Origin of the sequence: Paenibacillus sp. MAHUQ-63 (genome assembly GCF_028765165.1) — a bacterium.
GTDB lineage: Bacteria > Bacillota > Bacilli > Paenibacillales > NBRC-103111 > Paenibacillus_E.
Genome location: NZ_JARADB010000002.1, coordinates 892,912 through 917,926, shown reverse-complemented (window position 1 = coordinate 917,926; position 25,015 = coordinate 892,912). Strand labels below are relative to the sequence as shown.

General features: G+C 45.9%; 25 protein-coding genes. 2 read left to right on the top strand and 23 right to left on the bottom strand.

Translation table 11 applies throughout. The features are described from left to right. Nucleotides 1-77 precede the first annotated feature (77 nt). From PUT07_RS12415 to PUT07_RS12390, 6 genes are all read right to left on the bottom strand, one after another. Nucleotides 78-773, bottom strand: coding sequence for a hypothetical protein (locus PUT07_RS12415; RefSeq protein WP_274468343.1), 696 nt, complete (start codon nucleotides 771-773; stop codon nucleotides 78-80). An 82-nt stretch (nucleotides 774-855) separates the two neighbouring features. Next, entirely contained in the window at nucleotides 856-2,970 is a 2,115-nt protein-coding gene (locus tag PUT07_RS12410; RefSeq protein ID WP_274468342.1) for an ATP-dependent nuclease, read from the bottom strand. Between the two features lie 263 nt (nucleotides 2,971-3,233). Further along, on the bottom strand, nucleotides 3,234-3,773 hold the full coding sequence (locus PUT07_RS12405) for a hypothetical protein (RefSeq protein WP_274468340.1): 540 nt from the start codon (nucleotides 3,771-3,773) through the stop codon (nucleotides 3,234-3,236). A gap of 167 nt (nucleotides 3,774-3,940) precedes the next feature. After that, complete coding sequence (locus PUT07_RS12400) at nucleotides 3,941-5,497, bottom strand: TnsD family Tn7-like transposition protein (RefSeq protein WP_274468339.1); 1,557 nt, start codon at nucleotides 5,495-5,497, stop codon at nucleotides 3,941-3,943. Nucleotides 5,498-5,861: 364 nt separating this feature from the next. Beyond that, nucleotides 5,862-6,245, bottom strand: a complete 384-nt coding sequence (locus PUT07_RS12395) for a hypothetical protein (RefSeq protein WP_274468337.1) — start codon at nucleotides 6,243-6,245, stop codon at nucleotides 5,862-5,864. Nucleotides 6,246-6,275: 30 nt separating this feature from the next. Next, a complete protein-coding gene (locus tag PUT07_RS12390; RefSeq protein ID WP_274468335.1) occupies nucleotides 6,276-6,638 on the bottom strand; it encodes a hypothetical protein in 363 nt (120 codons plus the stop codon). Between the two features lie 162 nt (nucleotides 6,639-6,800). On the opposite strand from PUT07_RS12390, the gene PUT07_RS12385 reads away from it, so the two are divergent. After that, nucleotides 6,801-7,034: a helix-turn-helix domain-containing protein gene (locus PUT07_RS12385; RefSeq protein WP_274468334.1), complete on the top strand. Its 234-nt coding sequence runs from the start codon at nucleotides 6,801-6,803 to the stop codon at nucleotides 7,032-7,034. Nucleotides 7,035-7,686: 652 nt separating this feature from the next. Here the strand turns inward: PUT07_RS12385 and PUT07_RS12380 are convergent. From PUT07_RS12380 to PUT07_RS12300, 17 genes are all read right to left on the bottom strand, one after another. Then, complete coding sequence (locus PUT07_RS12380; RefSeq protein WP_274468333.1) at nucleotides 7,687-8,169, bottom strand: TadE/TadG family type IV pilus assembly protein; 483 nt, start codon at nucleotides 8,167-8,169, stop codon at nucleotides 7,687-7,689. A 14-nt stretch (nucleotides 8,170-8,183) separates the two neighbouring features. Then, nucleotides 8,184-9,047: a hypothetical protein gene (locus tag PUT07_RS12375; RefSeq protein WP_274468332.1), complete on the bottom strand. Its 864-nt coding sequence runs from the start codon at nucleotides 9,045-9,047 to the stop codon at nucleotides 8,184-8,186. 130 nt (nucleotides 9,048-9,177) lie between these two features. Beyond that, the gene (locus tag PUT07_RS12370) at nucleotides 9,178-9,408 is read right to left on the bottom strand and encodes a Flp1 family type IVb pilin (protein ID WP_274468330.1); all 231 of its coding nucleotides are present in this window, start codon (nucleotides 9,406-9,408) and stop codon (nucleotides 9,178-9,180) included. A gap of 12 nt (nucleotides 9,409-9,420) precedes the next feature. Next, nucleotides 9,421-10,290: a type II secretion system F family protein gene (locus tag PUT07_RS12365; RefSeq protein ID WP_274468329.1), complete on the bottom strand. Its 870-nt coding sequence runs from the start codon at nucleotides 10,288-10,290 to the stop codon at nucleotides 9,421-9,423. A 1-nt stretch (nucleotide 10,291) separates the two neighbouring features. Beyond that, nucleotides 10,292-11,179: a type II secretion system F family protein gene (locus PUT07_RS12360; protein ID WP_274468327.1), complete on the bottom strand. Its 888-nt coding sequence runs from the start codon at nucleotides 11,177-11,179 to the stop codon at nucleotides 10,292-10,294. Between the two features lies 1 nt (nucleotide 11,180). Further along, nucleotides 11,181-12,443 carry a CpaF family protein gene (locus PUT07_RS12355; RefSeq protein ID WP_274468325.1) on the bottom strand — a complete coding sequence of 421 codons (1,263 nt, stop codon included), beginning with the start codon at nucleotides 12,441-12,443 and terminating at the stop codon, nucleotides 11,181-11,183. Then, entirely contained in the window at nucleotides 12,443-13,519 is a 1,077-nt protein-coding gene (locus PUT07_RS12350) for an AAA family ATPase (RefSeq protein ID WP_274468324.1), read from the bottom strand. The genes PUT07_RS12355 and PUT07_RS12350 overlap by 1 nt, the downstream gene beginning before the upstream one ends. Before the next feature lie 260 nt (nucleotides 13,520-13,779). Then, nucleotides 13,780-14,292, bottom strand: coding sequence for an acyl-CoA thioesterase (locus PUT07_RS12345; protein WP_274468323.1), 513 nt, complete (start codon nucleotides 14,290-14,292; stop codon nucleotides 13,780-13,782). Nucleotides 14,293-14,371: 79 nt separating this feature from the next. After that, a complete protein-coding gene (locus PUT07_RS12340) occupies nucleotides 14,372-15,997 on the bottom strand; it encodes a serine/threonine protein kinase (RefSeq protein WP_274468322.1) in 1,626 nt (541 codons plus the stop codon). A gap of 84 nt (nucleotides 15,998-16,081) precedes the next feature. After that, a complete protein-coding gene (locus PUT07_RS12335) occupies nucleotides 16,082-17,125 on the bottom strand; it encodes an SAM-dependent methyltransferase (RefSeq protein ID WP_274468321.1) in 1,044 nt (347 codons plus the stop codon). Between the two features lie 55 nt (nucleotides 17,126-17,180). Then, complete coding sequence (locus tag PUT07_RS12330) at nucleotides 17,181-17,948, bottom strand: ABC transporter ATP-binding protein (RefSeq protein WP_274468320.1); 768 nt, start codon at nucleotides 17,946-17,948, stop codon at nucleotides 17,181-17,183. Between the two features lie 21 nt (nucleotides 17,949-17,969). Next, nucleotides 17,970-18,323 carry a cyclic-phosphate processing receiver domain-containing protein gene (locus PUT07_RS12325; protein ID WP_274468319.1) on the bottom strand — a complete coding sequence of 118 codons (354 nt, stop codon included), beginning with the start codon at nucleotides 18,321-18,323 and terminating at the stop codon, nucleotides 17,970-17,972. Nucleotides 18,324-18,359: 36 nt separating this feature from the next. Further along, on the bottom strand, nucleotides 18,360-19,196 hold the full coding sequence (locus PUT07_RS12320; protein WP_274469306.1) for a deoxyribonuclease IV: 837 nt from the start codon (nucleotides 19,194-19,196) through the stop codon (nucleotides 18,360-18,362). 15 nt (nucleotides 19,197-19,211) lie between these two features. Continuing rightward, nucleotides 19,212-20,021, bottom strand: a complete 810-nt coding sequence (locus PUT07_RS12315; protein WP_274468317.1) for an Fpg/Nei family DNA glycosylase — start codon at nucleotides 20,019-20,021, stop codon at nucleotides 19,212-19,214. Nucleotides 20,022-20,094: 73 nt separating this feature from the next. Then, on the bottom strand, nucleotides 20,095-21,483 hold the full coding sequence (locus PUT07_RS12310) for a ribonuclease H-like domain-containing protein (RefSeq protein WP_274468316.1): 1,389 nt from the start codon (nucleotides 21,481-21,483) through the stop codon (nucleotides 20,095-20,097). Between the two features lie 113 nt (nucleotides 21,484-21,596). Continuing rightward, nucleotides 21,597-23,846 carry a DEAD/DEAH box helicase gene (locus PUT07_RS12305; protein ID WP_274468315.1) on the bottom strand — a complete coding sequence of 750 codons (2,250 nt, stop codon included), beginning with the start codon at nucleotides 23,844-23,846 and terminating at the stop codon, nucleotides 21,597-21,599. Between the two features lie 156 nt (nucleotides 23,847-24,002). Further along, nucleotides 24,003-24,218 (bottom strand): hypothetical protein, encoded by a 216-nt coding sequence (locus PUT07_RS12300; protein WP_274468313.1) that lies wholly within the window; start codon nucleotides 24,216-24,218, stop codon nucleotides 24,003-24,005. Between the two features lie 158 nt (nucleotides 24,219-24,376). Between PUT07_RS12300 and PUT07_RS12295 the strand changes: the two genes are divergently transcribed. Beyond that, on the top strand, nucleotides 24,377-24,979 hold the full coding sequence (locus PUT07_RS12295; protein WP_274468312.1) for a nitroreductase family protein: 603 nt from the start codon (nucleotides 24,377-24,379) through the stop codon (nucleotides 24,977-24,979). Nucleotides 24,980-25,015: the final 36 nt, after the last annotated feature.

The window sequence follows — 25,015 nt, the reverse complement described above, 5'->3', positions numbered from 1 at the left end:
GGCGGGTAAATTCATTTGTGCTTTTTAGAGTAAAGATTCCCTTTACATACTAAAATACTTAGGTTTAATTATCTTAACTACATATCAACCGACAAAAAATATAATCTCTTTGGTTGTTCGTACGAATCCCAAACGAATTTATACTCATGTTTAAATTTCAATTGAATTCCATCCCCAACTTTAGAGTGAACCGTACTGTATACTTTCCCTGGCTTTATAACATAACTATCATATGTTGGGAAATCCTCTCCTGATGTTTCTGGTTGACTAATATCTGTGAATGCTTTTCGATTAGCAAGCATGTAAAATTTACATAAATCAAATCCTTCAGTTTTCAATTCTTTCAAAAGTTCGAGTCTATGTATGTCTTGATAACTCCCAATGCGTCCAATGTCTGTTGCGTCACCGGGTTTTATAGTGTGCTTTAGTTCAATCGCCGCTTTAACTTTTTCATTTAATTCAAAATTTCTTAATTCACATATGATATCGACATCTACCTTTTTATTAAATCCTGTCTGCTTCATAATTGAGTATTCTAAATCAACGTAAAACGCTTCCGTTTTAGTAAAGCAATATAAAGTACCAACTTTCTCTATAATGTTTGCGAAATTATGCTGAAAGGAGGCTTCTTTATGAAGAGGTGCACGACCATATAAACAATGGGCTTTGAACAACTGCCATGATTCTGTTAATATAAGGTCAAGTCGTTCTGTTAAATTTACTTTGGTTATTTGCTCTCCTAACCTCACAAAAGATTCCCCTTTGATTAACATTATTGATGTCACCTTCAAGAACATTAAAACAAAATTCAACAGTGCCAGAGGGTCATTTATGCTGACCTTTTTTTCTTGCGAATCAACTGAATATACACTTGAAAATATGTTCGAATTCGGTCATAGTTTCTCCTTTAAACAGTAAAGAAGGGCAGACCTGATTAATGTCATCTCTCGTTCTTAGGAGTTCGCAGACCTGCATCGCTCTTGTAGGTTTGTCACCACCTTGTACTCCTGCTGGATAATAATTCTCTACTGCGCCTTGCGATAATACATAAGTATTCTCTGCATATAGAGCAATAATGGTATCCAACTTTGAAGGTACTGCATCGAAACCTCTTTGTAAAACAAGTTTTCGCCCTTCATTTTTCTCCTCTGGGAAGAGATGTTCTAGTTCCATTCTCTCATCATCCGATAAAAGCTCACCAGTAGAAATCTTAGTTACATATGTCATGAATTGATTATACCTTGCTCTCCAAGTGTAACTCTGAACAAGACGTACAATCTTTTCTTTCCCTATCGGTACTATCACATTTTCTTGTTCAATTATTCTATCAACCTCATCGAGCATTGTTGCCCTTACTTCAGTAGTTGTTGCCGCGGCTTCCAACTGACCAAATCCACCAATTAATACGTCTAAATCAAGAATACAATGAACTTTAATGCCAAAGTAACCAAAAAACTCCTTAAAACGAGCAACATTCCCCTTACCGTTTAATTTGATTACAGGAATTCCTTTGTTGTCAAAATCCCATTCACTGTTTAATACTTTTGAAATATGCTTGAAAAAGTATATATCCGAATCACCTTCTACTAACAATAATTTCTGTGCAAAAAAAGCCGCTGCATTATTTTCATAACACATTATCTGAAATAAATCTTTTTTACTCATATCATTATGTAAATCAATAAATATTGCTTTAGACATTGGTTTACTACCAGCAATATACTCTTTGCTCATTTTTACAAATACCCCAGTTGAAGTTGGTGAAAAAAATGCTGGCGAATGAGTAGTTGCAACAATTTGTTGCCCAGAAGAAAGATTGGACAATGCTTCAAATAGTATTTTTTGTGATTGCGGATGAAGGAAAAGCTCGGGTTCTTCGAACAAAAAAATGTATTGCTGTCGATTTACGTTCTCAACCGATAATTCAATATTTATTTGCTGCCTTTTCAACTCTACATAACTTCTTAAAATTGAAAACATAACTGCTCGTTTTAAGCCATCCCCTTTTGACTCGATATCTCCAAACACACCATCGTCAACCATAATTTGCGCAGTGGAAAAGACTTGTCTTAATTGTGGTGGAGGTATTTGGAACTCGAGTTTAGCTTTCGGGAAATTCTCTCTTAAATATGTATTTATAGAACTTTCAATATCAATAACTTGCTTAAGTCTATTATCTACGAGGGTACCATCCTCAGCTTCAATTTTGTTTAATAATCCCTTTAGCTTATTAAAGGATTCAACAATTTGTTTAACCTCTTCTGCACCTTCGATTAAATTCATTAATACAGCAAGGAGTTTCCCAAAAGTTGCCGACTCTTTCGTCTTTACATCATCAGTTATATCCTTAACAGCAGGGATTAATATCGGTTCTGGAAGTATCTTTTTTACAATGGAAACGACGCTTGAATTTAAATTTTTGTCTGTTTCTACCAAATGTTCATCCGAAAGGTAACTTATCAATTCCATAGTAACTTCTTTTGCCTTTTTTTGAGTCGTCACCCCCGTGAAGACACTGGCATGTTCCGGAAAAATGCTAAGCATCAACTCTTCAACAGCATGACCGGTTTTTCCTTTCAATTTTTCCTCCAGCTTTTTCATATCATATCGCTCATCAATAGGAGCCTTTTCTCTTATGCAAAATGCACCGACTGTGTCTGCGGAGTCATATCTTCTTATCAATTTCAACTTTCCATCTTGAATAAACGTTTCAATGACAGCTTTCTCGTCAGGGTTCAATAATAATAGTTGATGTTCATCAATCTTAATCTCTACCTCTACCCGTATAGGCTTTGAAGCATCATAAAAGTCGTTAGAAGTTAATTTCGAGCCTGTAATAAATAAACTAATAGCTAACAAGGTCGTAGATTTACCCGCGTTGTTTTCGCCAATAATACAAACAAATGATGACATAGGAATAAATACTTCTTTCAAACCTCTGTAGTTTTCTACTCTCAAAGAGGTAAACACCAACATGCCCCCCAATTATTGGATTTCCACTAACTTCATTATAACAAAAAATGAGATGTTTAATCCTTTTCGTAGAGAGCTTTGGTACAACAAATAAATCACCCGAATAATCCTCACCTCTTAACTAATAAACAGGCAGCCAAAAAACGGCTGCCTGTTTTTAGATGTTCATATATTAAAACTTACAATCTCTTGCTTGATTTCGCTTGTTTTTAAAAACTAGGCTATGTAGAATAATAATGTTTATATTTGAACATTAGATACTACCACCCAAATAGTTTTGATAAGAACGATTTCTTTTGTGGTACTGATAATGGTCTATCCTTAATTGCTCCTGCTTTATAAAGTTCAATGCACTTTTCTTGTCCTCTTATATATCCTCTTTCGTAATCCTCAATATCACTTTGATGTGTCCCTTCAGGAATATATTTAGACAGGTTCCAATAACCATCATGCTGTCCCGCCTCATATAATCCATTGAAACTTAGCACTACTAACCAAAGTTCATATTGCTTTAAAGCGTAAACCTTTCGTTTAAAGTCTTTATATTCAATTATCGGATTACAGTCGTAACACTTATGTCCACCATGTGTATAGTTTCTTGCGAACATTGATTGTGGAGTATGTCCACACTTGAAATCAATTAAAATAGAATTGGCTGAATGGTATTTACCAACAAAAGTATGATTATCTCTTTCAAGTCTTTGTATAATGTCATCTATCACTCCTTTAGATGGTAGTTTTATATCACCATCTTTTTTGACCAATGTCGGACATATTTCGATTCCTTTGTAAGTTGTCATTGAAATTTCCCTTCAATTCATCAACGCTTGTCTTGCTCATTAACTTAATCATAAATCAATAACAAAGATTAACTTAGCCAAAAACTAAGGGGATTACATCATGAATTACTCTGAATTCATTTTTCTCAGTAGGTCGCTTACTTTTAAACATAAAATTCCTTATTATTTCAGTTCCCATATTCAGCAATTGATTGAGCTTGACAGGAAACACTAATAAAATCGCGAACTCTTTGGCTTACATTTGATGGTAAATTCGCCTTCCTAAGCACCATCCATTCTTTAAGCATGCCTTTTTCCGTAGTTAAAATTTTAATAGCCTGCTTAGCCCTTCTCAGTTGAAAGTCCTCGACACTTTCAACGTGCGCTTGCAAAAATGCCATAGATTTAGGGAGTTTTTCTGCATTTTTTTCGAACCAACTAACTTTATTTAATTGTTTTATTACACTTTTTACAGACCGTCTACTTTGATAAGTTTTTTCATCCCACTCATTAAAAACTTGCTTCATTTCTTCAATTAACCCTTCATCCCTGTTCTCCCAATTCACAGTACGTCTTAGTAACTTTCTTTCTGGTGAATTCTCATTTAGCCATATTTTATCGTTTTTATATAACCAGGTATACACATTTGAAGACTTTTCACGTAGTTGGTATCTTAGATAACACGGGTATTTACTTTGCAAATCAAGCCACTGTTCACGATAAAAACGCCTTCTGTCATTGTTGACATTCTGACTTACAGTTTTTACGTTTTTTTTATTTGTTAAAATTACTTTATTTTCTACGTACTGTCTATCTTCTATTTTTTTAATTTGATTAAAAAACTCTATTACACTACCACATAATAATTCCATCATTAAAAGATGCCGCACAGGACTTCCCGCTCCATCACTCCATAATCGTACCATCCATGAAGCATTATAACCAACCCCATCTTCAATATTTAATTGAAGGTATTGTAATGTTTCTTCTTCGAAATGCCTCAAAAGCAAAGATTGTATTTTTTTTTGCTGGATGCGACCATTTGGTGTAATTAAACCTACTTTTTTTAGCTGTTCTAGATAGCATTTTTGAATTTGTTCTAATGAAAATTGTCCTTTCTTAATATTCAATAAATAATAAAAATTCTTTGATAAATTTAAGAGTTGTTTTTTAACCAATACGCTCATGGGATAAACCTCTTCTATATCAAGATGCTCACTTTCAACGTTGAGATATTGATAGTCGTTTATATCTTGTACTGATAGTTTACTTCTTTTTAGAGCAACCTCATGAAATGGGCAAATGAATACCCCTGGGACTTGATGAATACGATGCCAATACCCTTCCCCATAATGAGTAAGGTCCTGCTGTAGACATTCAGAACAATAAAATAAATAATTCTTTTTTAAAGCCCCGTACTTGATTCCCATTTTTCGCTGTACATTAACACCATTCTTCATATTTTTATTTACTAACATCGCTTTTCTACAGTCTAAAAATGGAGCATATATGGGGAAAAGTGTAAAATCATTGATAATTTTTTCTTCGGTAAGTAGACAGTTCGAAGGTAAATTAGCTGTGAGTTTTGTGATATTACTGGGTAAAATTATTGAGGAATTAGTTAATACTCCAAATAAATCTAGTGAGGAATGTTTGAAACCAGGATTACACGAACGTATGTGATACCTAGCAAGAATACTATATAAAATTTCATCTGGATAAGGCGTAGGAAAGAAATTTATCATTTTTAATTTCCTTTCATAACATCTTTTAGCTCATTGTAGGTACATTGACTACATTGACTACATTGACTATCTTCATTCATTATTTTTTCGTTCACGCATTAATCTTTCAAATTTTTTATACTATTGATTTGCTGCTTATCTGTCATTTTTTTAATAAACTCAATTAGATGCTTCTCATCCAATAATCAATTAATAATCATAATAGTTTCATCATTCTCTTCATTAAACAACGCCGGTACTAACAATTTGCCGTTAGTAGCCAAATCAAACAATCTATGTTTTAATGCATTTGAAAACGTCTAAATTTGTTATCTATCCTAATGCATTTTCCCTTGTGTTGTAATAGTCGCTTTGGACATGTTAATCATGGTCCTTCCTCCTTCCGAATAAAAGAATTAAGTTGATGTTCTAGCTCTTCGATTATCAATTCTAATGTCTTCATGTAATTAATTATGTTCTCTTGAGTTCTAACAGTTAAAACACCAGGATATCGTTTTATTTCAAATTCCATATTTGTTTTAAATTCATCACTTCGAAACTTGAATGCTGGTAGCATTCTTTTTTTCCTAAATCTTTCGATAATATTAATTGACCTCTCGAAAACCTCTAGGCTGTTCTGATTAATTATGAGCGTGTAGTAATGCCCACACTCTGTTGTAAATGGATAGTCATAGTGTTTTTTTAGCCGCTGAATTGTGTGCTTATATTGCTGAACAATTGCTTTAAATTCTGTAATTAGCTCTTCCATAATCCCAAATCTCACTCACTTCTGATTTTTTTATAAAAATATTTCAATTACTCGGTTTCCACTTAACTCAGCAAAATTAACGTAAGTAGCAATCATGAATCTAACTGTTCTATCACAATCATGTTTATCAAAAACTCGTAACTCTTCGAAAATAGGAAAAAAACAATTTATATTTTCACAGAAATCTTCCCAGTCCCAAACGCGATACTTTTCCATTTTCAAAATCTCTAATGCGTAACTTACTCTTTCATTTTGCCCCTTATAATTCAATGCTTTCAAAATCATCTCAAAAATTTCACAATCCTTAGTATCAACATTATCCTGAATTAAGCAATTTTCGTTTTTAAAAAAATATTCCGGAAATTGCTTCTTTATATATTCAGATATGGTCATTTTCTCAACTCCAATTTAAACTAATTCCATTATAATTGTAGACTATAGTAATCAAAATTATACATTTAATATCATTATTTTTGTGGACTATAGTCCGTAGACTATTTGTCTCAATTAATTCAGAATTAGAATAAAAGTCTTCACTAAGAGAGGGTAGAGCTGATGGAGATTGAAAATGGATTTGGCATTATTCTTCGTCAATACAGGACAAAGCGAGAACTATCTCAAGAAGATTTGGCTAATAATTGTGATTTAGACAGAACATATATAAGCATGCTTGAACTTGGAAAACGTAATCCTACAGTTAAAACTGTATTTGTTCTTGCAAAAGAGCTAGGTATTTCACCAAGTAAACTAATTCGAGAAGTTGAACAAATTATTGCAACAAAAAAATGATGCTAGGTCAATTCAGACCTTGCATCATTTTTTTGTTGCAATAATTATTCTTGATTGATAAAAACAATATCAATGTTGTTATAAAATCTAATGTTGATTTTCCCTATTTTTGATATGTGAAACTATTTGGTTATCCTCAAAAAACTCGATTTATTTTTCATATTACCCTGAAATAACTCAAATAACCTTAATCCTAATGCATCTGGGTTCCATAACCCTTAAGCACCTCTTTTTCTCCAAGTGCTTTTTATTCCTAAGCTTTATTGAATGAACAATTCATCCTGAAATGATAATGTCCATTGATTTTCACAGTCGTTTCCGAATATCTCTCGACAATCCCTCTTGAAATCATTTCGTCTACAAACCAAACTTCTACAGCGGTTTGAAAGTAAATACAATTTTCAAAGTCTGCGTCCGTCAAAACAGTTCGATTCATAACACTCTATCCCTTCATTAATAAAAATAAAACACTAACCAATAGGAACAACGCATCAGCGTACTACCGCTCATAATAATGACCTTGAATAAATTTCGAAATCACATCATTTCAACCAATGTATAAATATACACATTCGTGCATATTCGTTTTTTTCTAATGTAAGCAGTATTTTCTAAATGTAAGAGCAGTTTTATCAATGTAATTTGATTTTTGTTAATGTAAGAAGTTTTTTATATAACTACAGGTTTTGCGAAATTTGTCGGTGATCTCAAGCGTAAACTCGATGGGTGCCTTCATCTTCATAGCTTCCAATACTTGGCGTTCAAAAATGATATGACTGCCTAACGTATATACAGGTGTAAATCTACTGCTCTGTGCGGCAGGCTTCGTATCCACATAATGGAAAGCACCGGTTGAGATTGCTCCTGACAAATTAGCGGCGAACACTTTCTGAAACAGCTCCTCAGACTCCGTCTGCGATATGCCTAATCCGTACAATCCTATTGCTTGAAGCTCTTGATCGAAAGATGACATGACGGACCGGGTTGCCGCTTGGACCGCCGATTCCGTCTCTTGCTCCGCAAGCTTAACTCTTGCAAAATCGATTAACACAGCCTGAAACAGAAAAATAGGCACGATAACGAGAATCAAATAAACGGAAACTATGCCTGCCGACGAACGAATAAATACGTTCAAACACACCCTCCCTTCTAATTGTGAATCACAACGACAATCCCTTTGCGCTCAAGCTCTCGGCGAAATGCAGGGGACGGCATTCCTTTGCCGCTGGCATCCTTCTTGAAGAAGTGCCAAACAACACCTTTGACTTGCGATCCTTCCTGTAACAGCTCGATATCTTTGGGCAACTGCTCCGTACGGAGCTGCATCTCCGTCATGCTGTAAAAGGCTTGGTGGGCTACGCCACGTGCGTCAAGCGCATCAACCGTTCTGCTTTTTCCTGAGGCCGTGGTCCGAACATGCTCGGTACCGCTTACCAATGATCTTAAGTAGGCTGCAGCTTGGCGTTCCGAACTGATCGTAATCCCGGGTCCGGACAGTTCGCCTGGAGCCGGTTCCACTAACACATCCCTTACCTTCTTAGGCGAAATACGATCTTTGATTGCCCTAAAATACGTTCGCGTTATGTCTGTTAGACGGATAAGCTCAACGGGCTCCACAATATGCGATACCGCTCTGCTCCTTATCCCCTCCGGATTAAACCATTTCCCCATCACAGCGGATATCTGAAACGGTTTGTTCAGTTCCACTTCTATTTGCCGATCCAAGATGTAATTCGAATAAGTTGCCGTTCCGCGAATGCCTGCTGGAAGATACGCTGATGCTTTGGCTAGCTTCGTCCGGGTGAGACTTCCCAAGCGGTCTGATGGCAGTTCGACCTTCGTTCCACCGCCTGACGTCAAGGTTCCGAATAAATCAGCTGCATGATTTGGCGTAAGACGGTGATATAATCCGTCCGTTTCGCTAGGATTAAAGTTTCCGGTCATCAAATCTTTGCGGCTGTTATCCCAGGTAAAGGCTAATCTCTCCGCTGTCGTTCCGGCTATTTGAAGCATGTATACGTTCTGATAAGCATATAGGCTCACGATAAGAAGGGTAACTGTACAGAAGAGGATCATTGGAAAAACGAGGGATGCCTCTAAAGTAAAGCTACCTTGTTCACACCTGCCAAACCGGTCTCTGCATCTATGACTCACAGCTTTTCGTCGGACTCGGCGCACACGGTGTGACTGCGCTGTTATCCTTCAGATCGGAGTTGGCATCTCCGATCAGCTTTTGGAACCACGAGACAATCCACTTCCTAAATATGATGGCAACGGCAACCAGTACAGCGACAATCAACAAAATCTCCAAAGTTCCAAGCCCCTCTTCGTCCTTCCAAAATAATTTCATTCTGCGAGCTATACCCATCATCATTCTCGTCCTCCATTATGATTTCATCATTAGTAATGCCGGCGTGGCGACGATGATCATCACCACGACAAAGATGAGTACCATCGGAAACACGAGCTTGGACGAAGCTTCCTCGCCAAGCGTTCGAGCCACCGACTTCCTACGCTGCCATAGATCCAAAGAGAGGGCTTGCAGCGCCATTACAAAATCGCTGCCTCCCCTTTTGTAATTCAGCAGAATGGCTGAAGTAAACAAAGATACTTCATGCAGTGCACAGCGCTTGCTGAAATCCTCCATGACTTTCGCGAATGAAATATTCATCTCAAGCTCATGGACGGCCTGTGCGAGCTCTCTGTAAAGCGGCGTATGCGCTTTGTGCGGCCTTGCTTCGACACACCGGATCCATGCCCGGTTGACGGTCTCCCCTGCATTAACAAGCAGCACGATCGTGCTTAGCACTTCTGGCAGCTCCAAAATCATTTGCAGCTGTTTCTTGCGGATTCGAACATCCAAGTCCCTGACCATAAAGGCCGGAATCATGACGGAGAGCAATACGCCGAATCCCAGAAGCGATTCGTCTCCGCCAGCCAAAGCCGACAGAAGCGTCGAGAGTAATAAACATATAGTGCTTGTGGATAACAATTCCGCATACAGCCATTTGCTGCCATAGGCCGCATAGCTGCTGCCATGGAGCTTGATCAATTTATGATGGAGCTTGGACGTCAACGCAGGCATTTTGTCCATCACATGAAGTCGGTCTACAAGCAAATAACTGTAAGGAAATAATCGTTTAAACCGAAACGGATAAGGCTGCGCCTTTAATAGATCAGCGTATCGCACCCGTCCCCAAAGCAGAACGGTCAGCACGCCTAGAACTTCTAGACCAAATAAAACGGCGATCCACATATTACACCTGAATCTGCATAATTTTTTGCGTAAGCATGAAACACCCTCCTAACAGCACTAGGCAAACAGTCATAATTAGAACGCCTGTACCGCCGTACATCGGCTGCATGTAATCCGGCGACGTAAAAGCCAATACAGCAACGATAGCGATTGGCGCTAGAACCAATACTCTGGATTCAAAACGTTTCTGCGCAATCATAACGGAAATGTCCTGAGCGATTTCGAGCTTCTCTGCAATGACTGCCGCCGTACGCTTCATGACCTCCACCAGATTGCCGCCGGTACGTTTGCATGTCATCAAAACATCGGTGAAGCTGATCACGTCCTCCAGATGGCTTCTATCCGCAAAGTTTTTCAATGCGGCCTCAATCGGCTCACCGTTTTCCACTCTCCGGCAAATGATGCTGAATTCGATCACGATCAAGCTCGACGCATCCGGATACAAAATCTTCAGATCCTCCAAAGCATCTTTAAAGGCCGTCTCTATGGATTTTCCAACCGTCATGGACGAGGACAGACAGCTTAACGCCTGCTTGAATTGCACATACAGCTTGTTTTTGCGCTGCCGGATGAACTGCGCCCTTCGGAAACGGGGAAACAAGAAGCCAACGCACGAAAACAAGCCCGCCAGCATAAAGCTTTTATAAAAAATGTAGCCGACAAGGAAGGCTGGAATAGCCAGCATCAGAACAGCAACTGCTTTCTCACTCAGGGAAAGTTCATAAATGTTGTAGTCAATTAATGCGTGGACGGCGGGTTTGCTGCGAGGTTCAGGAGCGCGGGGTTGTACTTCTTTCTCTCTGTATATTTGTTTTTTTCTTCGTTCCAACGACCAAATGATGAACCAGCTAAGAGCACCGGTTAGGAGAATGAGATAAATAAGCTTCATCCTATATCACCTCTATCTGCTCTCGTTCGGAAGAGAACCAGTCCGGCAGCTTCTTCCCGGCCATGCGGATTTTGTGCGTGTTAGTTAGTGCGTGCCCCGTATAGGTGAGCGTCCCCGTAACCTGCCGATCCGGCGTTTCCCCTTCCTCCTCGAACAGGAAAATCGGCTGAAGCTGCACGTCCCCATTCTTCATCCCCACGACTTCATGGATTTCGGTTACTTTCCTTGAAGAATCGCGGATTCGGCTGAGATGAACCATGATGTCCAGCGCAGAGGCAATCTGTTTGCGGATCACCTCCACCGGTAGCGGCGCGCTGCTAAGGACCATCGTCTCCAGCCGGCTGAGCATGTCCGCCGACGTATTGCCGTGTCCTGTACTTAAGGACCCGTCATGCCCCGTATTCATGGCAGCCAGCATGTCCAAGGCTTCGCCTCCCCTCACTTCACCGACGATAATCCGGTTGGGACGCATGCGCAGGGAGGCTCGAATCAGATCGCGAATGGTAATTTCCCCTTTCCCCTCGGAATTGGCATTTCGTGTTTCCAGCCTCACCAAATTAGGCATGTTCTGAATTTGAAGCTCAGCGGAATCTTCTATCGTAATGAGGCGTTCATGATTAGGTATCCAATTACTTAAAGCATTGAGAAACGTTGTTTTGCCAGAACCGGTGCCACCGCCTATAAAGATGTTATACCCCGCCTCAACCAGCACCTGCAGAAGCTCAGCCGCGTCTGGCGAGATACTCCCCATTCGGATGAGATCATCCATCCCCAGCGGGCTTTCGGGAAACTTCCTGATTGTCAATGTGGGGCCGCTAAGGGAAACAGGCGGCAGCACGATGTTGACTCTGGAGCCGTCCGCTAGACGTGCATCGACAATCGGGCTCGATTGGTTTACAATCCGATTCACCTTAGAGACGATCGTCTGAATTAGATCTTCAAGCTTCTCCGAACTTTCAAGCGGATACGGATACCGCTCCATGATCCCTTGGCGCTCTAAGAAAATACATGCATGCCCGTTCACCATAATCTCTGTCACCGACGGGTCTTCGATCAGCGGCTGCAGGATGTCCAGCCCTCGAAACGAATCAAAAATTCGTTTGACCGCAGCCTGTATTTCACTGGAGGTCCATCGATGCTCCGCTGCAACTGCAAAAACAGTAGCTTCGATAAGCTCTACTAGCTGGCTGTCTCCCACCGTGACGGATAGGTCGAGCTTCTCCTGAATCTGTCCCTTCAGCTCCATGAACAGACATTGATTCATCAAATAACGGCTCCTCTCATGATCGCCGCAAACATCTCGTACGTTTGCTCCGAGAACAGAATGGATTGCCACACTTGTTCGGCACGACTCATACTTTTCCACTCGGGGATATAAGGGAGCCTATAACTGATTTCTTTCCCCAGCTTGGACCAATCGTTCTCTTGAATGCCTGTAAACTTATTCATTACAAAATGCACGTTCCGCAATGTGCCGATTTGCTCGTACAGCGCTACTGTTTTGAACACATCGTTCAAATCGTCCCGCACCAGCCAAACGATGCAGTCGCTCAGCTCCAAGGCTTTCGAGATTCTCGGATGCACGGACGAATCCAGATCGATGATGATGTAATCATATGTACGGAGCTCTTGCAATGTCTGAATGAGAAGTCCCGTCTGTTCGCCGTTCATATCCTGCATTTCCCGCATATGGTCATTCGGCGACAAGTAATCGAACCGCTGAAGCGGGTCATGCGATTTCAACAGCTGCAGCTTCGGGCCGAGGAAGTCCGGCATACTTCTCATATAATAGATCAGTTGAGAGAACCTGCTCTTGTCTCCTTGCAGCCAAAGTGCAGCTCCGCTAACCGATTCCAGACTGAGATAAAAGACCCGCTCCCCGCGAAAAGAGAGCTGTTTCGCCAAATGAATCGCCGTTATCGTCTTTCCGCTGCTGCCGCAGGCGCTATACAACGTAATAACGCGGGACTTAGTGAGCGCTCCGCTGCTTGCAGAAGGAGTCACTGCTGCGTATAAGGCTTCCAATCGAGTCAATAAATTGGGCAACGATTGAAACCGATAAACCGACGGTATTCGCTCTTCGGCATCATAGGTTTCCTTGAATGTCTCACGAAGTGCGACTTTGACAAGGGATGTTCTCCAATTCAGGAGCTGCTTATCAATAGCATCGGACATTAGAAGCACACCGTCTGCATGAAGACCTTGCTCCATGACCCGCTCCGGCTGCGAGATCAGCTTCACCTGAAAGCGCTCCGCGAACTCGGACGATCGGATAAATGCACTTAACCGCTGAGCATATTCCTCGTCATCGTCTAAAACATAGAGCTGAATTTTTGTCATCCATACCTCCTCTACCCGATCGGGAAACCTGAATATTTGGCATACAACCCACTTCCGATTAACACAAAGCTAATGATCGATAACACGATGGCAATTCGAATCGCTGTCTCCGCTTTCACCTCTCACCCACCCTTGACATGCAGAAAAACAAAAAAAGCACACGCCGATTTGGACACTTCATCTCCAAATCAGCGGTGCTTCCGCATGTTCAATCAATTTATCCAAATTGTACCACATGTAACAAAGAAATCAATCTTTTTTTATTCCCACGGATATTTCATCGTGAAGTAACCGGCCAGCTTCTTGCTCTCGACTCTGCGAATGCGTCGCATCTCCGCCCGCTGCGGTGCCGATTCATGCAGCTTCGTCTCTTCTTCGGTTTCCGGTACAACCTGTGGGACTTCGACCGGTTTCTTATTGTCATCGAGAGCGACGAATGTCAAGAAAGAGGTGGCTGCGATTTTCCTTGCACCGGTCTTCAAATCCTCCGTAACGACTTTAACGAATACTTCCATAGAGCTCTTACCTGTCCAAGTGACGAACGATTCCAAACAGACCGAATCGGACGTATGAATCGGCGACAGAAAGTCAACCGAATCGGTTGAGGCTGTAACTACGGATCTGCGGCAATGTTTGTGAGCGGCAATCGAGGCAATGTCATCAATATAGGACATCAGCTTTCCGCCGAACAACGTATTATGATTGTTCACATCAGTCGGGAAAATGCGCGATGTCTTAAAGCATCTGGATTCTCTGGCAAATCGTTTCTCCATATCGATTCAGTAACCCCTCACCTTTTATAAATATGAAACATCATATCACACTTTCGGCGAATTGGTTAGGGTATATTCGCTACCGCCGCCAAGCAGAAAACCTGGATCTCTTCACCTTGCTCCCGCTAACGCACAAGCTGCTTCCAGGAACGATCTCCTTCAGAAGAGGCGCCAGCGCCGCAATCAACGGCTCGAGAACACCCGGGTCATCCTGAATGAAATCCCCCTTCCAGACGGCGCGCATGACGTCCGTACGCGGCAATTCGGGCAAGCTGCAGATCGGAACCGCGGGCATCGACGCCGCCCACTCCTTGCGCAAGCCCGCCGGCATAGCGCCGTTGGCCACATAGTGGACCTTTTTCCCGCGCTGCGTGTACGCTGCGAATCGTTCAAAGCGCGCGCGCGAGGCAGGCCGATTGCATTTGCCAGGCGAAGGGTCCACTACGACGATGATAGCGTCAGCGCTATGGCACATTTCCTGGACTGATGGCTGCTCCCAATCCGTAGAAACGTCCCAAAGCACGACCTGCTTCCTGATCGTATGCAGAAGCTTGAAGGAATCGGCGGTTTGCCAAGCTCCCTGGAATCCGTCAGGAGGCAAGGGCACCCAAGTCGAGAGGCCGTTCACCCACCCGGGAGAAGCGGAATGTCCCTGCCCGGTCACGCATTGGGCCGCATAAGTGTAATGTCGCGGGGCTTTGACGTCGCCATACAGCAGCATGTACAAATCGGGCGCAATGGTAGGCTGTTCAACAAGCGCATGAGGGACTTGGAGAGCGTGAAGAATTCTGGCTAGAGTAACCGCCAGGAAAGTCGAACCGACACCGGCGTAAAGTCCGCCGATGACAAGTAATTGATCCGGGGGCGTAGCCGATGAATGGTGAAGAGGCTCATTCGAGGGTCTTGGAGGATCCGGGTAAATGGAGCGAAGCCGCAGCTTCAATTCCATCGCGGATTGGCAGCGGTGTTCAGGATGCTCTTGCAAGAGAAGGCGCAGCGAAGAGGTCAAAGCTTCGGGAAGATCCGGCCGCAGCTTCTCCCAAGGCTTATGCGAGAGATAAGCATACTGTCCGCCGGACAATAAATAATAGAGCATGGCGCCCAGCGAATATAGATCCGAACGCGCGTCGGTTTGTAAACCGAGAACCTGTTCCGGGGCCGCGAATCCGATCGTCCCCATCTGCATCGTATCCGAAGGCTTCCCCTGTGTGAAATGCCGGGCGACGCCGAAATCGATTAATCGCACTTGCGACTGCTCGTTCAGCATAATGTTCGCCGGCTTCAAATCACGGTAAATGATCGGCCGAGGCTGAAAGGTATGCAAATAATGCAAGAGATCGCACAACTGGCTGGCAATTTGAATGAGTGTCGGCAAGGGCAATTCTCTGCCTTTTTCTTCAAACAGATCTTGCAGCGTCGGACCTTGGATATAATCCATCACCAGGAAGCCTGTCCCGTCGCACCACAAGTAATCAATCAGCTGCGGGAGCTGCGGATGTTGGAGCCTTGCCAGCATTTCCGCCTCTTCCAGGAAGACGGCCGATTCCTCGTCCGCCTGCACACAGGCTTTGACTGCCCATTTCTTGCCTCTAAGCTTCATATCCTCCGCCAAATAAACTTGACTCATGCCGCCCTGACCTAACAAGGCTTCAATCCGGTATCTCCCTCCTATGCAGGTTCCAATCCAAGCGTTATTCGGACTCAAAATAAAGAAAAACCCCCTTCATCAGGTATATTCACCTTGATTATAGGGGGATTCCGCTTTGAAATCTACATTTTTTACCACATGCTACATCTTCTGCAAATATAACGTCAACTCTTCCCGGTTATGAAAAAGCTGCTTCGCCTTAAGCAGGAACAGCGAAGATTCAAAAATTCGCAGTACATCGCGAACGGTTTGGAACGGTTTCTTGTGCATAAGCTTGACCGTAACAATTGCCGTCCCGCCGCTTTGCAGCGAATATAGCAAATCCGCAACCAAGCGTCCCATCTGGCGCGGGTCCCAGCTCATATCGCATACAAGCAGGTCGAACTCGTTATCCCGCAGCTTCACTTCGCTTGCATTTTTCTTATAGACGCGCAGATTGGGATTACCCAGCAGTCTTGGGCTCATAGCCGCGGGATCGATAGCGGTTACCTTCAAGCCGCGTTCTAACAGCAGAGAGGTCCAGCCTCCGGGAGCAGCTCCGATATCCAGCGCGGTCCGAGCGACACCGAAGTCGATGCCGAACCGCTGCTCAGCCTCCAAGAGCTTGAATTTGGCTCGGGAGATTTGGTCATCTTCCTTCATGAACCGGATCGCCCCGCCCGACCAGTCGGATAAATTGTCCGCCGGCCTGGAAATTCCAGCATAGATTCGCTTCGCGCCAAAGTAAATCGAAAGGATTCGATCGGCATAGCGAACGACCGGCTCAGCCTGAAGGTCATTCACAAGGATCTCATCCAGCGCAGCCTTCACGGCAAAAGGAGCGAAAGGAACGGCAGCCCGATCTTCTTTGCGTACTTGAATGGCTATTTTCTCTCCGTAGAGGATTCTTCCCTCGGAAATAGCTTCCCTCAGCCATGACTTCAGCTGCTCCAGGTCCGCTTCCGTGCCGGTGATTTCCCAGTCCTGAAGAACAGGCTGCATATGTCTTAGGAAGATCGGCTCTTGCTCATGGATGGTCTCCACAGCTCTTGCCGGGTCCATATCCGCAGGCAGTTCAAATAAAAACACTTCCGTCGGAACAAGCAACGTGAACTTGCTGCCCGGAAATAATTTGCGTATTTCGTCCTGCGCATATTGGGCAAAACCGTGATTGGAAGTGCCGATGTAAGTCGTTATTGGTGTCATAGCTGCATCCTTTACCTGCTTTAATCCAAAATTCTGAATTCCATTATCCAACGCATTAATCCAATACTTTAATCCACGGTCTGTCTTGGTACCATTCCAATTCGATATTCACGTCAAAAGCTTTGCGAATGTTCTCCGGTGTCAGCACCTCGTTCTTCGGACCTGCGGCAATGATTTCACCTTGCTCGATGATGGCGACATGCGTGAATAACGGAATAATTTCTTCAATATGGTGGGTCACATAGACGACCGTGATGTCCTGTTTGCTAAGCTCATTAACATCCCGCAAGAAGCGCTCACGCTCAAACAAATCCAGTCCGGCCCCCGGCTCATCCAAAATAAGGATCGACGGCTTCATCATTAGCGCCCGGGCCAGCATCACCTTCTTGCGTTCGCCTTGGGACAGGCTGCCCAGAGCCTGATCGGCCAAATGAGGAATGCGCACCCGCTCCAGCATCACCCTAGCCCTGTCCAGCACGTCCTGCGGAATTTCTTGATAGAAACGCAGAAAGGCATACTCCCCCGTGGCCACAACCTCCAGCACAGGGTCGCTCAAATTTAATTTCTCCATTAAGGACTGCGAAATATAACCGATTTTCTTGCGGATTTCCCGCACATCGCATTGACCGAAGCGGTTGCCCAACACATCTACGGTTCCCCGGCTAGGGAATTCGTAACCGTTCATCATTTCGAGGAGCGTCGTTTTGCCGGAGCCGTTGCGGCCTAACAATACCCAGTGTTCACCGGGTTGGATATGTACATTCACATCGTTTAAAATATGTCGTTCTCCACGAATAAAATGAATATGGGATAAATGGATCATCGAACGTTACATTCCTTTCTTTTACCCTTCGCTGACATACGTGCCTTGCGCGATTTGCAGCTGCAATTCGTCGGGCATCCGGTACGGGTACACTCGCATACCCTCTGCTCCCGCCGTGTATAACATTTGGTACATCGCCTTGCAAGCCGTAGGACTTGATGTATGAATATAAATCGTCTTGGGAAATTTGCGCGTCTGAAGAAGCCATATCACGACGTCCATGCCCGTTTCCTTCGTCGACCAGCCCAGATCATGGTCCAGCGACAAAATATCAACGTCACACGATTCTAGCAGCAGCAAGCATTCTTGAACGTTCTTGGCCAGTGTAAAATTACTTGGGCAAGGGCGCAGATCATCTAAGTATACATGAATCATGATCGGATTTCCTTCCTTTCCTGTTCATGCGGATGGTCATCGGACGCGGTTGAACAGCGTTCGGACGATGGCAACCTCCTGCGCATGCGTGCCGTCACTCCCTTTGCCCGTTTCCAGAACGACCGGAATACGCTGCAAATAAGGCGAGGCCAGCATCCTCTCGAAATTGTCGCGTCCGATATGCCCGGTCCCGATATTGGCATGCCGGTCTCTCCGCGAGCCGTACGGGTACACGGAATCGTTCAGATGCACGGCCTTTAAGTGTGGAAAATAATCCAGCTGCGTTCCTAGCGCTTCGAGCTCGTCCCACGCCTGGCTTCGCCATAGACCGCTGGCAAACGCATGGCAAGTATCGAAGCAGAAGCCGATGGTGTCCGGGTAGTCGCAAAGCTTGCGCACCTGCACCATTTCCTCCATGGTCAGCCCCATCTGCGATCCTTCCCCAGCTTGATTCTCCAGCAGGATGAGCGAGCGGCCGGCATACCCCTTCGCGGCGCTATTCAAACATTGTATTATATTTTTATAGCCTTGTAACGGGTCTTTTCCAACATATTTGCCAAAATGCACCACAAGCCCGACGGAGCCGCACGCATCCGTGATGTCGAGCCCATTGCGGATCAACTTGACCATTAAATCACGGTCCGCCGCATCAGCCGCCGGATTGAGCGGGTAAGGCGCATGACCGATCGAGAGCAAGTCATGCTCACGACATAATAAAGCACAAGCCTCCGCATCGCGGGCATTTACCGTCTTCGTCGAAAGACTGCGCGGATTGACAGGGAAATACTGGAACGCATTAGCCCCTATCGCCAATGCGGTTTTGGCGGCTCCGGTATAGCCGCCTCGCGTACTAACATGCGCGCCCACATACATGTCCATCCGCCCCTCTCACGATTGGCAGTTCGCGCAATAAAAGCATTTGCGGCTGCTGACCTCTGTCTTCACGAGCTCCTGTCCACAACGCAAGCACGGCTCGCCTTCACGATCGTACACACGGCACCGGTCATTGAATCCCCCCGTTAACGTGTCGTTCACGAACAGCGGATCCTCCATATAGCCGCCGTAACGAATAGCTTCGAGCAGCACGGAGCGCATGGCATGGAATAAGCGGCTCTTCTCCTCATCTGTAAGCGTCGGCACTTTGCGGAGCGGCAGAATGCCGGCCACAAAACAAATCTCATCGGAATAACAATTACCGATTCCCGACAGAACCGACTGGTCGACGAGCGTCACTTTCAGATTGCCTTTCTTCCCTTGGAGCACCTTCATCCATTCGGCTAACGTAAAGACCGCCTCCAGAGGCTCGGGCCCTAGCTTACGGAATAAGGCATCAAGCTCCGGCAGAGCGTGCATATGCAAGTAGCCTAATCGGAGTCCGATGAAATACAAGTTCTGGGCACCGAAGCGGATGACGACTTGCGTCGTCCTATCCGGCTTCTGCTCCTCCGATCCGTAGAACATCCAGCCGCCAAGCATGAGATGCAGCACTAACACTTCACCTGTAGCCAAATGAAAAAGCAGATGCTTCGCTCTGCGATCCAAGCGCACTATGCGGTTGCCGGACAGCTTGCGATTAAACAATTCCGGCTCCACATTCAACGATTTGGGCCTGGTCACTTCCGCCTCTTGAATGGGCGAATTCAATATAAGTCGTGATAATTGCTGACGATACGTCTCCATTTCCGGAAGCTCGGGCATTGGTTCGACTCCTTGCCGTTTTCTTCCTTGTATAACCAAATGGCGGGCATCGTAAACGGAAGATGACGGCCAGCTAAATCAGTCCCTCGCTCGCATAGACCGGTTTCAGGCGGCGTGTCTTCGGTTTCGCTTTCACGTTGCCGACCGGCGACGCCTCACAAGCCGTCACCGTTTCATATTTGCGCAATTTGTCCTTCAGCCGGCGGATGCGCTTCTCCAGCGCTTCCTCCAACTCGCTTAGCTTACGGTCTCCGCGCTGAAGCGCCCTTCTGCGCCATAGCTTCGCCCAAGCTTCTTCTGCATAGAAGATCGCTTCGCTCAAATTTTTCTCCCGATGTTCATAATACATCGCCAGCTCCAGGTACGGCTCGATTTGCAGGGCAATACCGGCGCTTTTCAGATGGATCCACCGTTTCCACAGTTGGACGGCACGAGCATACTCGCCCTTCTTCTTATAAAAGGCAGCCAATTCCAGCATAGCCGATTGTTGATCGGCCGAGAGCCCCGCCGCCTGCTCCTGCTCATTCAGCCTTGCATACAAATCGTCGAAATAGAGCTTCGACTGCTCCTCGCACTTCATCTTATCCAGCCAAAGACCTGTGCGGAACAGCTCTTGGAGCTCGATGCCGGCACGATCGGTCTCCCCTGCAAGCAATTTGGCGAAATGGATGGTGAGCGCCGCCAGCGTGACGATATCGTGTTCATTGTGCACGAAAACCCCTTGGAGGATGGCTGGATCCTTCTCCGCCAAGTACTGGAAGTACAAAACGGGCGCCATCGAACCTGGAACATCGTCCACCCGCTCGAAGCCGAGCCGGCTCTCCTCCACCTTGCTCAGACGGCAGGAAGGCAGTGTATGGCGCCAAATGCTTCGGGACGGGTACAGCAGATCGAGCTGAAGCAGCTTCGCATCATCCAGCTTCAGCCGGTTGAGCACGTACCGATTCTTCAGAATCGGCCAATCGAATGTCCGGCCGTTATAAGAAACGATATGCGTAAAGCGGTCGAGCAGCCCTTGCAAATAGTGCAGCATGGCCTGTTCTTCCGCCGGATTGCGGATCAACAGCTGCTCCACCGTGAACAGCTCCCCGGTATAATAGCCGATGCCGACCATGAACGGCACGTTGCCCGCTCCGACACCGAGCCCCGTCGTCTCGGTGTCGAAGAAGAGCAGCGCGTCATGCGCCGCAGCGGTCTCGCGCTCGTGAAAGCAGGTCAGCTGCTGCGCGCAACCGGCCAGCTCCCGCAGCCGGTAAAGGCCGTGCATGCTGTCCGCGCCATACACCCGGCGCCGCATGACGAACGAGCCTTGCGGGCTCGTCTCGATATGGGCGCCGAGCGGTGTCCACTCGTCCGCTGCCACGGGCACGGACGGCGGGGCTGCCGGCGCCGCTGCCGGCGCCGTTACCGGTGCCGCTGCTGTGCCCCGCAGGCGGCCGAGCTTCTCGCGGAGCCCGCTCATCGGGCACCGCCGTTCCGCTGCTCCTGCAGCTTCGGAGCTATCAGCTTGCCGAATGCGTCGTAGGCGGTATTGTTCATCATGGGCATGACCTGCTTTCTTTCATAATTAGCGCTTCAAATAGAAGCCAGAAGTTCCAAGCTTTTATGTTTGGCATGAAGGCCTTCGATTTCCGTCCCGATACAAGACGGGCAGCCGTCCTCGCACGGACATCTGCGAATTAATTGTCTTGCCGAATTTTTAATTTCGTCAAAACGTCTGTAAACATCTTCCGCTAGCCCGATGCCGCCCGGGTAGTGATCGTAAATAAAGATCGTCGGCAATTGCGTATGCTCGGCCCGAATCTGTGAAACGACGTGAATATCGCTGCGGTCACACATGACATGAACCGGCACGATATGTTTAAGAACGTGGGATATGCCCAGCAGCAGCTGCTCCAGCGTTTTGGTGCCGATCTCCGGATCGACTTCCCTTAGCTCAATCCAAGCTCCGCTGGTGTGCAGTTCTTCTTCCGGTAAGGTGATGGGGCCATAACCAATATTTTCGAAAGTAGTCAAACGGATTTTCTTAAACAGGGTTGGCATGGCATTAACCCGGACGTCTCCGTAATGAAGCGATGACGTTCGTCTTGTCTCGGTTCTGTCAATTTCCAATACGACAAGTTTGACGGCCAGATTCGCATCCGTGTAATATTCAACATCGACTTCTCGCACGTAGGCTTTCTTATGCTCCCAATCCAGCTTCTCGACTTGAAATTGCACGCCTTCGTGAAGATAGATCGCCTCATCGTGCAGCAGCGTCATCGCGCTGAATCTGTCCATTTCCCCGATGATTTTGACGTTCGCGACGTTCGACTGGTCAATAATGACGACATTCTCTTGCGCTGCAGAGCGCAGGCTAACCTCGCTTGCAGGAAAGGATTGATTCGCCCAGTAAAAGGAATCCCCAGCCTGATGCAATACCCTCTCTTCGACCAAATACTCCAAAATATCAGCTATCTCCAAGGGGCCGAATTCCTCGCCTTTTTTCAAAGGGAGCTCATAGGCCGCACAGCGCAGATGATCGACAAGAATAATTAAATTCTCCGGATTGATTCTCGCCGATTCGGGTGAACGGTCGAAGAAATACTCGGGATTCTGGACGATATACTGGTCGATCGGCGTGTTGCCGGCTACCATCAGCACCAAGGCTTCTCCATGCCGTCTGCCGGCCCGCCCCGCTTGCTGCCACGTACTGGCGACACTTCCCGGATACCCTGTCATGATGCAAACCTGCAGCTGACCGATATCGACGCCAAGCTCGAGCGCATTGGTGCTTACGACGCCCAAAATTTCGCCGTTCCGTAAACCTCTCTCAATCTCCCGGCGTTGATTCGGCAGGTAGCCGCCCCGGTAGCCTCGAATGGACTTGGCTCCGATTTCGTTTTTGACCAGTTCCTGGATATGGCTTAAAATGACTTCCACCCGGACACGGCTGCGGGCAAAAATGATCGTCTGAACCTTATTCGCCAGAAATTCCCTTGCCAAGTGATTGACTTCGGCGGTCGAGCTCTTGCGAATGTTCAGCGCCTGATTCACGATCGGCGGGTTATAGAAGACGAAATGCTTCCTGCCCCTTGGCGCCCCGTTATCGTCGATAAGCCTCATCGGTTTGCCGGTCAGCTGCTCGGCCAGCTCCTTCGGGTTGGCAATCGTCGCCGACGTGCAGATGAACAGCGGGTTGCTGCCATAAAATTTGCAAATGCGCTGCAGCCTGCGAATGACGTTCGCGACGTGACTGCCGAAGACGCCCCGGTATGTATGCAGCTCATCGATCACAATATATTTCAGATTGCTGAATAAGCTGACCCATTTGGTATGATGAGGAAGAATGGCGGCATGCAGCATATCGGGATTCGTGATGACAATGTGCCCTACGGTTCTAACGAGCTGCCGGATTGCAGGAGCCGTGTCACCGTCATAGGTGAAGCTTTTGATATCGATCCCCATCTCCGTAATAATCTCGTTAAGCTCGCTCCTCTGGTCCTGGGCCAGAGCCTTCGTCGGGAATAAGTACAGCGCACGGCTTCCGTCGTCTTCCGCAATCGCCTGCAGGACAGGCAGGTTGTAGCATAGCGTTTTGCCTGATGCGGTCGGGGTCACGGCTACAATATTCTCGCCTTTGCGTATAGTTTCATAAGCGGTGTGCTGGTGTGTATATAACTGATCTATTCCTCTTCTCGCCAATGCGTCTTTAATTCTGTGATCCACGCTTTCGGGCATCGCACGCGTCTTGGCTTCTTGAGGCTCGACCTCACGCCAATTGACGATATTCTCATTGGTTTTCAAGGCATGGATTAAGTCCGAAAGCGATTTTTTCCTATTCATTTCAGTTGCACCTCATAAGAACGATTGTTCCCCCATTATAACCCCCTGGCGAAAAATAAAAAAGCCCTAGAATCAGGGCTTCTCAATAAATTTGCCTATCCCCGGCTGTTGGCAGGGATCGTTGCGGATCGCGCGGGGCATGGACGGCCTATAGGTCTACATAAGATCGGATGAATCGTCATAATCATACCGAATCCCTTCGTGATCCAGGGTTGCGGTCGGTGCATGAACTTGAAAAGCCTGTATCGCACTCTCTTGCATTTTCGCCAAAACTTCCTGATAATCTCTAGAACGGTGCTCTTCCTTATCATGTTTCATCGCCGTTCTCAATGCTCTTTCAATGATCACAACATCATGACTCGTAAAATTCACGGTTCCTCGCACCTCGTCTCGGTTCTATTGATTTCATAACATCTAGCTTTGCCATTTTTGGGAAAAGCCATACAGCGCCAGCCGATTTTCTAAAACTCGTAATTTGGGATGAAATCAGGTAAAATCAGGAATAACCCAATCCTAAGGAGGAGTTCATAATGACAGCTTCTTTACCGAACGAAGTCGAAACCCATCGCCAGCCGGACCACGAAATCAACCCGCAGTTCCTTACCCGCTGGTCTCCGCGTTCTTTCACCAATCAAGAAGTTCCCGAAGATGTGCTCCTCAGCTTGTTTGAAGCGGCACGCTGGGCACCCTCCGGCAGCAATTTGCAGCCATGGCATTTCATTGTCGCCCGTACGGAAGAGCAGCGCGCCAAGTTCCATCGTTTCATCGTGCCGGCCAACCTGGAATGGTGCGAGAAAGCGCCCGTTCTGGCACTGCTCGTCTCTTATACCAAAACGCCGAAAGGCGGCGACTCCCCAAGCCACGCCTTCGATGCCGGCACCGCATGGGGATACTTGGCACTCGAAGCGAACAACCAAGGCTTAATCACACATGCCATGGGCGGATTCGATCATCAACTGGCCCGTGAAACGCTGCAAATTCCGGACGATTATCAGACGCATGCCGTGATCGCTATCGGCCATCGCGGACCTGTAGACGCATTGCCTGAGCGCTTCCAAGAGCGTGAAGTCCCGTCCCCGAGACGTCCGGTAAGCGAATTTGTCTATGAGGGTACTTTCGGCCAATCCCTATAATTCGCAACCAAAGAACACCTCGTCCTCATCTAACCG